Origin of the sequence: Pseudomonas sp. Wu6 (assembly GCF_019891515.1) — a bacterium.
In the GTDB taxonomy this organism is placed as follows: domain Bacteria; phylum Pseudomonadota; class Gammaproteobacteria; order Pseudomonadales; family Pseudomonadaceae; genus Aquipseudomonas; species Aquipseudomonas orientalis_A.
In genome coordinates, this window is the sequence record NZ_JAFLXH010000029.1 from 38,974 (window position 1) to 53,167 (window position 14,194).

The window sequence follows — 14,194 nt, forward strand, 5'->3', positions numbered from 1 at the left end:
GGCCGCAGGATCTGCCCGTTAGTGGTGCAATAGCCAGAACAGCAGCACCAGATTGATCAGCAGCGAAGTGGTCGCCAGCGCTTGCCAGACCTTGAGCGGTTCACGCTCCAGCAAAGGGCGCGGGCGCACGCTCAGCTCGCGCCGGTCGGCCTGTTCCAGCACCAGCAGCCATTCTTCGGCGGTCTCATAGCGCTGCTGCGGTTGTGCGGCCACGGCGCGTTCCAGGCTTGCGGGCAACCAGTCCGGCACATCGGGACGGTAGCGGCTGGCGCTGACCGCGTGAGTGAAGCGCGGGCGTTGGAAGGCTTCGATCTCGCCGTAGGGATAGTGGCCGGTCAGCAGGTAATAGAGGGTGACGCCGACGCTGTACAAATCCTGCTGTGGGGTAGGACGTTCACCGTTGAACGACTCCGGCGCGATAAAACTCGGGGTGCCGGGCAGTGCGCCGGCAGGGTCTTGCGACAGCCCCGGGCAGTAGGCCAGGCCGAAATCCAGCACGCGCAGTTCGCCGTCGTCCCCCAGCAACAGGTTTTCCGGCTTGATATCGCGGTGCAGGATCTGCCGCCGGTGCAGCAGGCCGACCGCGCGCAGCAAGCGTTCGGCGATGGACTGCCATTGCGCCAGGGGCAACGGGCCCTGGCGCTTGAACAGTTCTGCGAGGGTTTGCCCCGGGTATTCGCGCATCACGTAGTACAAATGCTGGCGCTCACCGGCGGCATGCACTTCAGGGAACGCGCGGCCGGCGACCCGGCGCAGAAACCATTCTTCCGAGAGCAGGGCCTGGGCGGCGTCAGTGTCGTTGTCGCGGCTTGATGCCAGGGTTTTCAGCAGCCAGGGTCGCTGCTGATCATCCCGTACCCGATACAGCAACGATTGTCGGCTCTGCGCCAGCAGGCTGTGCACCTGCCAACCCTCAAAATGTTGCCCGGCCTTGAGCGGTGGCGGCAGCGGCCACTGCTGCAACTGCACCAGTGCGTCGCCCAGTGTGGCGGCGCCGAGGGCATCGATGCGCACCAGCAAGGCGCTGGCATTGTCCTGGCTTCCGGCCAAATGCGCGGCATTGACCAGGGTGTTGACCGCCAGGTCCAGGTCGGTCTGCTCGCGCAGAATCGCGCGGATGCTGTGGTCGCCCAACGTCGCCCAGACCCCGTCGCTGAGCAGCAGGAAGCATTCGCCTGCGCGCAGTTCGCCATCGAGAAAGTCCAGTACCAGGTGCTGGTCCAGGCCAAGGGCGCGCTTGAGCACATGCTGCATGCCCGGTTGGTCCCACACATGGTCTTCGCTGATGCGCTGCAGCTCGCCGTCCAGCCAGCGATAGGCGCGGCAATCGCCGACGTGGGCGAGGGTGAAACGCCGACCGCGAAAGACCAGGGCGCTGAGGGTGGTCAGCAGCGGCTGACCGCCGCCATTGGCTTGCAGCCAGCGGTTCTGCGCGACCAGTAAGCGTTCCAGCGCCTGGGCCACGCCCCAGGTCTGCGGCGTGGCGTAGTAGTCCAGGGCCAGCGCCTGCAAGGTCGAGCGCGCGGCCAGGCCACCATCGGCGCATTGGCTGACGCCGTCGGCCAATGCGCACAGGTAGCCTTTGCTCGCAGCCAGCTCCGCCCTGGGCGTGACCACCCGCAACGCGTCCTGGTTTTCTGCCCTGGGGCCAATCGCACTGGCCTGGGCGATGCTCAGTTGCAGGCTCATCAGACGCGGGCGGCGGTCACGGCGGCCGAACCCCAGGTGGTTCTCCAGCGGCGTTTGACGCCGTGCAGGCCAAACCAGGCCAGTACGCCGAGGCTGGCGAACAACCACAGGGCCAGCTGGTAACTACCGGTACTCTGTTTGATCGCGCCCATGCCGGCGGCCAGCGCAAAACCGCCGATGCCGCCGGCCATGCCGATCAAGCCGGTCATCACGCCGATCTCACTGCGAAAACGCTGGGGCACCAGCTGGAATACCGCGCCATTGCCGGCGCCGAGGCCGAGCATGGTGCAGACGAAAAGCGCCAGCGCGGCGTAAGAACTGGGCAGGTTGAAACCCACCGCCGCAATGCAGATCACGGCCACGCTGTACATGCCGAGCAGGGTCTTGATCCCGCCGAAACGGTCCGCCAGGGCGCCGCCCAGCGGGCGCATCAGGCTGCCGCCGAAGACACAGGCCGCGGTGTAGTAGCCGGCGGTCACCGGGCTCAGGCCGTACTGGTCGTTGAAGTAGCCGGGCAGGGCGCTGGCCAGGCCGATAAAGCCGCCAAAGGTCACGCTGTAGAAGAACATGAACCACCAACTGTCGCGATCACCCAGGGCCTTGAAATAATCGGCCATCGCCTTGGCTTTCGGGCGTTGCGGGGCATTGCGCGCGAGCCAGGCGAACACGATCAGGGTGAGAATCAGCGGAATCAAGGCGAAGCCGAATACATTGCTCCAGCCAAAGGCCGCCGCCAGTACCGGTGCCAGCAAGGCGGCAAACACGGTGCCGGAATTGCCGGCGCCGGCGATGCCCATGGCTTTGCCCTGGTGCTCGGCCGGATACCATTGCGAGGCCAGCGGCAGGGCGACGGCAAAAGAGGCACCGGCCATGCCCAGGAACATGCCCAGCAACAGGGCTTGCTCGTAGCTGTGAATGCCCAGTTTCCAGGCGCAGAACAACGCCACGATGACTATCACCTGGCCAATCAGCCCGGCGGTCTTGGGCGACAGCTTGTCGGCCAGCATGCCCATGAGAAAGCGCAGCACCGCGCCCGCCAGGATCGGCGTGGCGACGACCAGCCCGCGCTGTTGAGTGCTCAGGTGCAAGTCGGCGGCAATCTGTACCGCCAGGGGGCCCAGCAGGTACCAGACCATGAAACTCAGGTCGAAATACAGGAACGCGGCAAACAGGGTCGGGGTGTGCCCGGATTTCCAGAAGCTTGATTTCATCACGCACCTCAACGGTTGGGGGGGCTTGTCGGAAGACCTGGTGGCTCCATGCGCTGGGGCCGAAACGAAAAAAAACGCCGCCACCGGGTTCGCGAGGGCAAACCGGGTGTGCGACGTCTTTGTCGTTGATGGGGCAACCGCCGTTGGCTACCTGTAACGGTTCTTTAGCAAGAGCCGCGCCAGATCAGCCGAGCAATTCGCTCATGGCAATAATCTGTTCGGCCACCTGAATCAGTTTCTGCTGTCGGCTCATGGCCTGACGGCGCATGAGGGTGTAGGCCTCTTCCTCATTGCAGTCCTTCATTTTCATCAGCAGACCCTTGGCCAGCTCGATGCGCTTGCGTTCCGCCAACTGTTGATCGCGGGCGTGCAGCTGGGCACGCAGGGCCTGGTCGCTTTCAAAGCGCGCCATGGCCACCTCGAGGATCGGTTGCAGGCGCTGGGCCTGGATGCCTTCGACAATATAGGCACTGACCCCGGACTTGATCGCCTGGCGCATGACAGTCGGGTCATGTTCATCGGTGAACATCACGATAGGGCGGGGCTGGTCCCGGCTGACCAGCACCACTTGTTCCATCACATCGCGGCCGGGTGACTCGGTATCGATCAGGATCACGTCGGGGCGCACTGTTTCGACGCGTGCGGGCAAGTCGATGGTCAGGCCGGATTCATCGATCACCTCAAAGCCGGCCTCGGTCAGCGCGGCCTTGAGCCGGCCGACTTTGCGCGGGGTGTCGTTGATCAACAGGATTCGCAGCATGCTCGTGCTCCTAGCGCAGCGCTTGGCGGCTGGTGTCATCCGCCATGGCGTGCAGGCGGAAGCTGCGGGCATAGCCGGCGGGGTCGGAGCCGTCCCAGATCCTGCCGTCGATCAACTGGCTGCTGCGCATATCCTGGGCATGGGTCGGCACGCCCACGGCGCTGGCGGCCTGACGATACACATCCAATTGTTGCACCTGGCGGGCGACGGCCAGGTAATCGGGGTCTTCGCGCAGCAGGCCCCAACGGCGAAACTGGGTCATGAACCACATACCGTCGCACAGGTAAGGCAGGTTGACCGCGCCATCGGCGAAGAACCGCAGCGCATGCGGGTCCTGCCACTGGTTGCCCAGGCCATCTTCGTAGTGCCCCAGCAGTCGTGGCTCGATACAGTCCAGCGGTGCGTCGAGGTACTCGCGGGCGCTGAGCAGTTGGGCGGTGGAACGACGGTTTTGCGTGCTCGCTTCGATAAAGCGACTGGCCTCAAGAATCGCCATCACCAATACGCGCGCCGTATTGGGGTACTGGTCGACGAAGGCTTGGGTACAACCCAGGACTTTTTCCGGATGATTGGGCCAGATCGACTGGCTGGTCGCCAGGGTGAAGCCCTGGTTCTGCTTGACGGCGCTGGCGCACCAGGGTTCGCCGACACACAGGCCGTCGATGCGTCCCGCCTGCAGGTGCGCGACCATCTGCGGCGGGGGCACTACCACACTGTCCACGTCCCGCAGCGGGTGGATGCCCTGGCTCGCCAGCCAGTAATACAGCCACATGGCGTGGGTGCCTGTCGGAAAGGTCTGGGCGAAGGTGAGTTTTGTGCGGCTTTGGTGCACGTGGCGATCCAGCGCCTCAGGAGTGACCACGCCCTGCTGTTGCAGCCCACGGGACAGGTTGATGCTCTGTCCGTTTTGATTGAGCCCCATCAGCACCGCCATCGGGCTCGGCGCAACGCCGCCGATGCCCAGGTGCACGGCATAGATCAGGCCGTAGAGGCTATGGGCGGCGTCCAGCTCACCGCTGACCAGTTTGTCGCGCAAGTTGGCCCAGGACGATTGGCGCTTGAGGTTCAGTGTGAGGCCGTAGGGTTGCGCAAACCCCTGGGTGGCGGCGACCACCAGCGAGGCGCAATCAGTCAGGGCCATGAACCCCAGGTCCAGGCTGCTCTTTTCCGGGGCGTCACTGCCGTTTACCCAGGCGAGCGCTGGGTTCACCGGGCTGCCGTCGACCGAATCGTTCATCAACACCTACCTTTTCTCGCAAAAAAAAGCGTCGCGCCCTCGGATGGCGATACCGGCCATTACAGGGAAACGACGCCTTTGTCCGTAGGCCCGCACCGTCGCTGGCGCGCGCCCTGATAGAGAGTGCATAGCAAGGCACATGCCACGGGGCAGCCATCAGCTTTCCATCATGATTGAACCTCGCCCGCCTTTCAGTATGGCCGCTCTTTTGCGTCCTCCTCCCCAGGAAAAACCCACGGTGCATGCTGATTCCGCCATTCCGACCCGCCACCGCCTCGGCAGCATGCTGCTGTGGGTTGCGCTGTTGCTGGTCAGCCATGTGGCCCGGGGCGATCCGTATCAGGCCAGGGATGAGCGCCTGGACAGTTTTTTCACGGCGCTGTCGGTGCCGTTGGGGATGCCTGTGGTGGTCAGTCGGGAAGCGGCGCCCAAGCGTGTCAGCGGGACATTCGATTTTGACGCGCCGCAACAGGTCCTCGAAACGCTGGCCGGGCAGGAAGGCCTGATCTGGCACAGCGACGGGCAGGCCGTGTACCTCTACAACGCGAGCGAAGCCAGGACCTCTGCGGTGGCGCTGCGGTACATTTCGGTCAACCGGCTGCGCGGCATCATGCGCCGAACAGGCATGGATGAATCGCGCTATCCCTTGCGCGACAGCGGGGTGCGTACGTTCTACGTGTCCGGGCCGCCAAGCTACGTCAGCCAGGTGCTGCGGCTGGCGCAATTGACCGACCGGCAACGCAGTGAACTGCGTGTGGGGGCGCAGGCCTTTGGTGTGGTGCAGGTGTTCAATACCCACGTCGAGGATCGGCAGCATGGGACCGGCGCAAACAAGGTCACGGTGCCGGGCATGGCCTCCGTCATCCAAGGCCTGCTGGCCAGTGAGCAGAAGGGCCTGCTGGCGGACAAGAACCTGACGCTGATCGCTTATCCGGACACCAACAGCCTCCTGATCAAGGGCAAGCCTGCTCAGGTCAGCCTGATCGAAAAACTGGTGGATGAATTGGATGTGCCCAAGCAAGTCAATGAAATCTCGTCATGGCGTGTGGAAGCGGGTCGTGACGAATCGAAGCCCCCGGCCGGGCCGCCGCCGTTGACGGCCGCGCAATATGAACGTGTGCAACGTGCGTTTGTCAGGTCGGGCGGCGAGCGTTCTCCCTGAATAAAGGCGTTAGTCCATGTACCTGGAAATACTGCTGCAGGAGCAATTGATCAGCCGCAAGCGACTGGCTGCGTTTGCGCCGGGCAAAGTCTTGCCTTTGGCACCCGAAGTTATCCATTGCGTGGAGGTACGGGTCAATGGGCAACTGATGGCGGTGGGTGAGTTGGTGCAGTTGGAGGATCGATTAGGGGTGGAGCTGCATGAGGTGTATCAGGAGTGGCTGCCGTATTCCGGTTGAGGCGAATTGTCTTACAGCAAACCGCTGAAAGACGCTGATTGAATCGGGCTTTTCCTAACGTGATACGCGAGGGAGGTTTTTATAGTCATGGCATCGGGCAAGTGGGCCGTCACAGGAAGATTGGATTGAATGTCAGCAGTCGAACGTGCAGGTGCCTTATGGCGGTGGTGATTGAAGAATCGACAAAGTCCCTCGTTTTCGCTGATTGGACCTTGCATGACGATGGTCGGCTGACAGGCAGGGAAACCGACATTCAACTGCCGCCCAAAGAGGGCAGCGTGCTTCGATTGTTGCTGGCCTCCGGCGGTACGTTGATGACCAAGGACCGCCTGTTGGCGCTCGCCTGGCCCAGGGGCGAGGTGGCCGATGAGTCATTGACCCGTTGCATTTATGCCTTGCGCAAACACTTGAGCGCCGACAAGGGGTTTATCAAGACCGTGTATGGCAAGGGGTATCGTTTTACCTGCCCCGTGCAGGTAAAAGACGCTGAGCCGATGCGGGTGGTGCACACGTGCGCGGCATGCGGACAGATCAGCCATGTCTAAGCGGTGGGGCAGGGGCCTGATCCTCGGCCTGCTGCTGGGCAGCAACCAGGCCCTGGCCTACTGCTGGGATGAGGTGGCGCGTCGCTACGACTTCGAGCCGGAGTTGCTGCAGGCGATCGCGGCGGTGGAGTCGGGGTACCGGGCGCAGGCGATCAACGCGGTCAACGCCAATGGCACCCATGATATCGGCTTGATGCAAATCAACAGCAGTCACTTGCCTCGCTTGCTCGAGCTGGGCATCACCGAGGAACGGTTGCTGAACGAGCCGTGTCTGTCGGTGGAGGTTGGTGCCTCGATTCTTGCCGGGTTCGTCCAGCGTTTCGGCTACAACTGGACGGCGGTGGGTTCCTACAATGTGGGGCCGGGCGCCGGAGCGCAGCGTGATGCGTTGCGCCTGCGATACGCCGAAAAAGTCTGGGCGCGTTATGAGGCCTTGATGGCCCACCGTAATTGACGAGTCGGCGGCACGCCTCGCATGCTGCCCGTCTCCCCGGCTATAATCGCGCCACCTTTCGCCGCCATCCGAGTCTAGCCCGCCCATGTATACCCTGGCCCGCCAGCTGTTGTTCAAACTCTCCCCGGAAACCTCCCACGATCTGTCCCTGGACCTGATCGGCGCCGGTGGCCGCCTGGGGCTCAATGGCCTGGTATGCAAGGCTGCGGCGAAAGTTCCGGTGTCGGTGATGGGACTCGACTTTCCCAATCCGGTCGGGCTGGCTGCCGGTCTGGACAAGAACGGTGCGGCCATCGACGGGTTTGCGCAGTTGGGTTTCGGTTTTGTCGAGATCGGCACCGTGACGCCTCGTGCGCAACCGGGCAACCCCAAGCCGCGGATCTTCCGCCTGCCGGACGCCGAGGCGATCATCAACCGCATGGGGTTCAACAATCTGGGCGTGGACCATTTGTTGTCGCGGGTTCAGGCGGCGAAGTACAAGGGCATCCTCGGCATCAACATCGGCAAGAATGTCGACACGCCGGTGGAGCGCGCGGTGGACGATTACCTGATCTGCCTGGACAAAGTCTACGCCCACGCCAGCTACGTCACCGTCAACGTCAGTTCGCCCAATACCCCGGGTTTGCGCAGCCTGCAGTTCGGCGACTCGCTCAAGCAACTGCTCGAAGCGTTGCGCCAGCGCCAGGAAGACCTGGCGGTGCGTCACGGCAAGCGTGTGCCGTTGGCGATCAAGATCGCGCCCGATATGAGCGATGAAGAGACCGTGCTGGTGGCCCAGGCCCTGGTGGACGCGGGCATGGATGCGGTGATCGCGACCAACACCACCCTCAGTCGTGCGGGCGTCGAAGGCCTGGCCCACGGTGACGAGGCGGGCGGTTTGTCCGGCGCGCCGGTGCGGGACAAAAGCACCCATATCGTCAAGGTGCTGGCCGCCGAACTGGCGGGGCGCTTGCCGATCATTGCGGTGGGCGGAATCACCGAAGGCAGGCACGCGGCTGAAAAAATCGCGGCGGGCGCAAGCCTGGTGCAACTGTACTCGGGCTTTATCTACAAGGGCCCCGCGCTGATTCGCGAATCGGTGGACGCGATCGCCGCGTTGCGCTGAGCAATCGTCAGGCAATAAAAAGGGCTCCCTGAAGGAGCCCCTGGGCCGAAGCCCGCCGCCCGGATAGGACGTGCGTGGTTAAGTCGTTATCTATTCAAGTTGATGTGTCGGATTGTAAGTGCCCTGATTAGCCGACGGCGTGAAGTTCGTTGAGTCTGTGGATGCCCGCAGTGCCAGTCATACCGTCCCAGTTGTCGCCACGTCCTTCTCGCCAGCCATTGATCCAGGCTTGGCGTACCGACGGTAGAGTAAATGGGCAAAGCTCACGGGATTTTCCATGAACGCCATATTGATATCCGCGTAAAAATGCTCTTTCCAACGGATCACGCTTAAGTCTTCTCATAGGGTGTTTCCCTCACTTGTTGACTGTCTAGATATCCTTCGGCCTCGTCTGAGGCCGGGCAGAGTTTTTCTGCCGTTGGTGGGCTCGCTGCCGGCGTGGCGAGCCGATGTGTCGGCGTCGTTACGGCGCCAACCTGTGTTGAGTTCTAACCAATAGGTCACATGGATTCAATGATCGTTTTGTCATAAGCACGTAACGATAACGATGCTATAGCCATAAGCTGGGATGGCTTTTCGCCCCTTTTTTCAAGCAAAGCCAGCTATGATGTGCCCTGCGAAGGAAATGTGATTAATCCTTTGGTGAGAATGACCCCCTGTTGCAGTCGGTTATTATTCGACGAAGGGTCGGAATATTTCTTTTTGTTGCTTCAAATTCTTTTTCTGCACCGTCGATAAAGGCCCGAGGGCCCGGCAGACGGGGTGGAACGGCACATTCGTGCCACGCGAGCGCTCTTCAAGAAAAGTGCTTGATTGAAAACCGAGCCGGCGATGCGTCGCCCGTTCATTTATTGCTGAAAAGCCTGGAATGCCCCATGTCGGACCGTTTTGAACTCTTCCTCACCTGCCCCAAGGGCCTCGAAGGCCTGCTGATCGAGGAAGCCGTCGGGCTTGGCCTTGAGGAGGCCCGCGAGCACACCTCGGCCGTGCGCGGCATGGCCGACATGGAAACCGCCTACCGCCTGTGCCTCTGGTCGCGCCTGGCCAACCGGGTGCTGCTGGTCCTCAAGCGCTTCCCGATGAAGGACGCCGAGGACCTCTACCACGGCGTGCTGGATATCGAGTGGGCCGACCACATGGTCAGCGACGGCAGCCTGGCGGTGGAGTTCAGCGGTCACGGCTCGGGCATCGACAACACCCACTTCGGCGCGCTCAAGGTCAAGGATGCGATTGTCGACAAGCTGCGCACCCCGACCGGCGAACGTCCGTCCATCGACAAGATCAACCCGGACCTGCGCATCCACCTGCGCCTGGACCGTGGTGAAGCCATCCTGTCCCTCGACCTGTCCGGCCACAGCCTGCACCAGCGCGGCTACCGCTTGCAGCAGGGCGCCGCGCCGCTGAAGGAAAACCTCGCGGCGGCGATCCTGATTCGCGCCGGCTGGCCGCGCATTGCTGCCGAGGGCGGCGCATTGACCGACCCGATGTGCGGCGTCGGCACCTTCCTGGTTGAAGGCGCCATGATCGCCGCCGACATGGCCCCCAACCTCAATCGCGAACTGTGGGGCTTCACCACCTGGCTCGGGCACGTCCCGGCGCTGTGGAAGAAACTGCACGCCGAGGCCACTGAACGTGCCGCTGTCGGCATGAACAAAACCCCGCTGTGGGTGCGTGGCTACGAAGCCGATCCGCGCCTGATCCAGCCGGCCCGCAACAACATCGAGCGCGCAGGCCTGAGCCACTGGATCAAGGTGTACCAGGGCGAAGTCGGCACGTTCGAGCCGCGCCCGGACCAGAACCAGAAAGGCCTGGTGATCTGCAATCCGCCGTACGGCGAGCGTTTGGGTGATGAGGCCAGCCTGTTGTATCTCTACCAGAACCTCGGCGAGCGTCTGCGCCAGGCCTGCATGGGTTGGGAGGCGGCCGTGTTCACCGGCGCGCCGGACCTGGGCAAGCGCATGGGCATTCGCAGCCACAAACAGTATTCGTTCTGGAACGGCGCCTTGCCGTGCAAATTGTTGCTGATCAAGGTCAACCCCGATCAGTTCGTCACCGGCGAGCGCCGCACCCCGGAGCAGCGCCAGGCCGAGCGTGAGCAAGCGGCCTACGACCAGGCTCCGACCGAACCGGCAGAGCGTCAGTACAACAAGAACGGCAACCCGATCAAGCCGGCCCCGGCGCCGGTGGTCGAACAGGCGCGCCTGAGCGAAGGCGGGCAGATGTTCGCCAACCGCCTGCAGAAAAACCTCAAGCAGTTGGGCAAGTGGGCCAAGCGTGAGGGTGTGGATTGCTACCGTGTGTACGACGCCGACATGCCGGAATATTCCATGGCCATCGACCTGTATCACGATTGGGTGCATGTGCAGGAATATGCCGCGCCCAAGTCCATCGACCCGGAGAAGGCCTCGGCGCGCATGTTTGACGCGCTCGCGGCGATTCCCCAGGCGCTCAACGTCGACAAGAGCCGCGTGGTGGTCAAGCGTCGCGAGCGCCAGAGCGGCACCAAGCAATACGAGCGCCAAAGCGCCCAGGGCAAGTTCACCGAGGTCAGCGAAGGTGGCGTGAAGCTGTTGGTCAACCTCACCGATTACCTGGACACCGGCCTGTTCCTTGATCACCGGCCGATGCGCATGCGCATTCAGAAGGAAGCGGCGGGCAAGCGTTTCCTCAACCTGTATTGCTACACCGCTACCGCCAGTGTGCACGCAGCCAAGGGCGGCGCGCGCAGCACCACCAGTGTCGATTTGTCCAAGACCTACCTGGACTGGGCGCGGCGCAATTTTTCCCTCAACGGGTTTTCCGACAAGAACCGCCTGGAACAGGGTGACGTGATGGCGTGGCTGGAAGCCAGTCGTGACGAGTTCGATATGATTTTCATCGACCCGCCAACCTTTTCCAACTCCAAGCGCATGGAAGGCATCTTCGACGTCCAGCGTGACCACGTGCAGTTGCTCGACCTGGCCATGGCGCGCCTGGCGCCGGGGGGCGTGTTGTACTTCTCGAACAATTTCCGCAAGTTCCAGCTGGAAGACAACCTCAGCGAACGCTATGCGGTCGAGGAAATCAGCGACAAGACCATCGACCCGGATTTCGCGCGTAACGCGAAGATCCATCGGGCGTGGAAAATCAGCGCACGCTGAGTCGCCAATGTGGGGGGGGGCAAGCCCTAATGCCAGTCAGGTAGGAGCGAGCTTGCTCGCGAAAAACGTCAACGATAAAGCGTGCTTCCTGAATGAACGCGGTGCCTGTGAGTTTTTCGCGAGCAAGCTCGCTCCTACAGACGGTATTAGGGCAAACCCCTCCCACATTAAGCGTGCGCATTTTTTACACTGGTCAAACCCCCGACGGATGGCTATAACTTAACGTCCCGCCAAAGTGACACCCCGCACGCTGGCGCTGTGAGTGTTGCCTATGCCGATGCAAGCCGTACGCCCGAAAATCCTTGGTTTTATCAGTGAACAGGCATCGGCTTGGCTGGTGGCATTGGTGGTAATGGCAACGGGTGGCGCGCTGACCCTGGTCATCGCGTGGGCCGCTGCCGACCTGTATCAGCAACAGGTGCGCCAGCGCTTCCAGTTGCTGGTCAGCGAGCGCTACAGCCGGATTCAGGAACGCTTCGAAGACCAGGAGCTGCGCCTGGATAGCCTGCGGCGTTTTTTCGTCAATTCCGACGAGGTGTCCCGCGCCGAATTTGACGGTTTCGCCCAGTCCCTGTTGTTGCACGCGCGTGCCTATGCCTGGGCGCCGCGAGTGTCCGGGGATCAGCGCAGCCAGTTCGAGCAGACCATCTCGCGCCAGCGTGGCGCACCTTTCACCATCCGCGAATTGAATTCGGCAGGCGAGCTGGCGCCGGCGTCCGATCGCGATGAATACGTGCCGGTTTTATATAGCCAGACCCAGAGTCTGTTGGGCTCGCCAATGGGTTTTGACCTGCTTGCCCAACCCCTGCGGCGCGCGGTTGTCGAGCGCGCGCAAGCCAGCGGCCAGGCGGCGGTGTCCCAGCCCATGCAACTGGTGGGCCTGGAGCCGGCGTATGCCGCCGGGGTGCTGCTGGTAGCGCCGGTGCGCAAAACGGTCGATCCCCAGCCGTACGGCTATGTAATGGCGGTGATCAGCATGCGCCAGTTGGTGGCCGAGGGTTTGCCCAAGTCCAGCCGGGATAACCTGGTGATGCAGATCGTCGATACCTCCGACACTGAGCAACGGGTGCTGTATGCGTCGAGCAATGTGCCGGGCGACAGCGACCTTGTCGCTGCCCGACGACTTACCCTCGGTGACCACGTCTACGCGCTGAGCCTGCGCGCCAGCGAGGTATTCGACAAGGCCAACCATTCTTCGACCCACACCATATTGGTCATGGGCGTGCTGCTGAGTGCGCTGCTCGCGGCTCTGCTCTATGTGCTGGTCAGCCAACGCCAGCGGGCGCTGGCACTGGTGGAGCAGCGTACCGCGCAGTTGCGCCTGCGTGAACAGGAACTGCGCGGCGCGCACGGCCAATTGCGCAGTGTGCTGGACGCGGCAACGCACGTCGCAATCATTGCCACTGACTTGCGCGGAGTCATCAACATGTTCAATGCCGGCGCCGAACGGATGCTGGGATTCAAGAGCGAACACGTGGTGGGCCACCTGACGCTGGAAAGCCTGCACCTGGCCTCGGAGCTTGAGGCCCGCGCCACGCGTTTGAGCGCGGCGCTGGGCAAGCGTATTACGCCGAGCCAGGCGATGCTGGTGGAAAGCCCGGACAGGCAGCACGACGCCCGCGAGTGGACGCTGGTGCGTGAGGACGGCAGCCCTTTGACCGTGAATATGCTGGCCACAGTGTTGCTGGATGACCATGGCCTGTGGGTCGGGCACCTGGCCATTTACCTGGATGTCACTGAGCAGAAGCGCGCCTACGAGGCCTTGGCGGCGCGGGATCGCTTGCTGAAAAAACTCAGTGTCCATGTACCTGGCGGTATCTTCCAGTTCACGCTGGAGCCCCACGATCGCTGGCGCTTCATTTACACCAGCGAAGGCATGCGCGATATCTATGAAATCGAGCTTGGCGTGTTGCAGCAGGATGCGGGCAAAATCCTGGAGCGCATTCACCCCCAGGACCTCGAGCGGGTACGCGCGTCAATACGCTTGTCGGCGCTGCAATTGAGCCATTGGCGCGAAGAATATCGCGTGCAGTTGCCCCAGCGGGGCCTGCGCTGGATTCGTGGCGAAGCGACCCCGGAAGAATTACCCGGCGGCGGTACGTTGTGGCATGGCTATGTGTCGGATATTTCCGATCTAAAGCGCGTGGAAGACGAATTGCGCACGCTGTCCATCACCGACTCCCTGACCGGCATCCACAATCGCCGCTATTTCCAGGACCGCATGAAAGTCGAACTGCTGCGCCTGAACCGCACATCGGGAGCGCTGTCGGTGATCATGCTGGATATCGACCACTTCAAACGGATCAATGACCAGCACGGGCATGGTATCGGCGACGACGTATTGCGCGAGCTGTGCAAGCGAATCAGCCAGCGCCTGCGCCGCACCGACGTGTTCTGCCGGCTGGGCGGGGAAGAGTTCGTGGTGCTCTGCCCGCATACCGATAGCGCCCAGGCCTATTGCCTGGCGATGGAGTTGTGGCAGTCGTTGCGCAGCGTGCCGATGGCGCCGGTGGGCGTCGTCACCGCCAGCTTTGGGGTCGCCAGCTGGCGGATCGATGAAGGTATCGATGGGTTGCTGCTGCGCGCGGATTCGGCTGTCTATGTCGCCAAGCAGGCGGGCAGGGACCGGGTGGAACCCGCTCCCACAGACTGA

General features: G+C 62.6%; 11 protein-coding genes and 1 pseudogene. 7 read left to right on the top strand and 5 right to left on the bottom strand.

What is annotated here, in order from left to right:
• Nucleotides 1-18: 18 nt before the first annotated feature.
• The 4 genes from J1G34_RS19350 to J1G34_RS19365 form a co-directional block, all read right to left on the bottom strand.
• Nucleotides 19-1,689: a bifunctional protein-serine/threonine kinase/phosphatase gene (locus J1G34_RS19350; RefSeq protein WP_065898149.1), complete on the bottom strand. Its 1,671-nt coding sequence runs from the start codon at nt 1,687-1,689 to the stop codon at nt 19-21.
• On the bottom strand, nt 1,689-2,900 hold the full coding sequence (locus J1G34_RS19355; protein ID WP_065887854.1) for a nitrate/nitrite transporter: 1,212 nt from the start codon (nt 2,898-2,900) through the stop codon (nt 1,689-1,691). Before J1G34_RS19355 ends, J1G34_RS19350 begins: the two co-directional genes overlap by 1 nt.
• Before the next feature lie 184 nt (nt 2,901-3,084).
• Nucleotides 3,085-3,660 carry an ANTAR domain-containing response regulator gene (locus J1G34_RS19360; protein ID WP_065887855.1) on the bottom strand — a complete coding sequence of 192 codons (576 nt, stop codon included), beginning with the start codon at nt 3,658-3,660 and terminating at the stop codon, nt 3,085-3,087.
• A gap of 10 nt (nt 3,661-3,670) precedes the next feature.
• A complete protein-coding gene (locus tag J1G34_RS19365) occupies nt 3,671-4,897 on the bottom strand; it encodes a CmpA/NrtA family ABC transporter substrate-binding protein (protein WP_122463821.1) in 1,227 nt (408 codons plus the stop codon).
• A 283-nt stretch (nt 4,898-5,180) separates the two neighbouring features.
• Between J1G34_RS19365 and J1G34_RS19370 the strand changes: the two are divergent.
• The 5 genes and pseudogenes from J1G34_RS19370 to J1G34_RS19390 form a co-directional block, all read left to right on the top strand.
• Nucleotides 5,181-5,969 (top strand): annotated as a pseudogene (locus tag J1G34_RS19370) (secretin N-terminal domain-containing protein); the annotation flags it as partial.
• A gap of 106 nt (nt 5,970-6,075) precedes the next feature.
• The gene (locus J1G34_RS19375) at nt 6,076-6,297 is read left to right on the top strand and encodes a FliM/FliN family flagellar motor switch protein (RefSeq protein ID WP_065887857.1); all 222 of its coding nucleotides are present in this window, start codon (nt 6,076-6,078) and stop codon (nt 6,295-6,297) included.
• A 158-nt stretch (nt 6,298-6,455) separates the two neighbouring features.
• On the top strand, nt 6,456-6,842 hold the full coding sequence (locus tag J1G34_RS19380; protein ID WP_065937013.1) for a winged helix-turn-helix domain-containing protein: 387 nt from the start codon (nt 6,456-6,458) through the stop codon (nt 6,840-6,842).
• Nucleotides 6,835-7,296, top strand: coding sequence for a transglycosylase SLT domain-containing protein (locus J1G34_RS19385; RefSeq protein WP_065937012.1), 462 nt, complete (start codon nt 6,835-6,837; stop codon nt 7,294-7,296). The genes J1G34_RS19380 and J1G34_RS19385 overlap by 8 nt, the downstream gene beginning before the upstream one ends.
• Before the next feature lie 85 nt (nt 7,297-7,381).
• Nucleotides 7,382-8,401 (top strand): quinone-dependent dihydroorotate dehydrogenase, encoded by a 1,020-nt coding sequence (locus J1G34_RS19390; protein WP_065898153.1) that lies wholly within the window; start codon nt 7,382-7,384, stop codon nt 8,399-8,401.
• Between the two features lie 127 nt (nt 8,402-8,528).
• Here J1G34_RS19390 and rmf read toward each other — a convergent pair whose 3' ends face one another.
• A complete protein-coding gene (gene rmf, locus J1G34_RS19395; RefSeq protein ID WP_002553055.1) occupies nt 8,529-8,744 on the bottom strand; it encodes a ribosome modulation factor in 216 nt (71 codons plus the stop codon).
• 532 nt (nt 8,745-9,276) lie between these two features.
• On the opposite strand from rmf, the gene rlmKL reads away from it, so the two are divergent.
• The gene (rlmKL, locus tag J1G34_RS19400; RefSeq protein WP_065892350.1) at nt 9,277-11,541 is read left to right on the top strand and encodes a bifunctional 23S rRNA (guanine(2069)-N(7))-methyltransferase RlmK/23S rRNA (guanine(2445)-N(2))-methyltransferase RlmL; all 2,265 of its coding nucleotides are present in this window, start codon (nt 9,277-9,279) and stop codon (nt 11,539-11,541) included.
• A 271-nt stretch (nt 11,542-11,812) separates the two neighbouring features.
• The gene (locus J1G34_RS19405; RefSeq protein WP_065892351.1) at nt 11,813-14,194 is read left to right on the top strand and encodes a sensor domain-containing diguanylate cyclase; all 2,382 of its coding nucleotides are present in this window, start codon (nt 11,813-11,815) and stop codon (nt 14,192-14,194) included.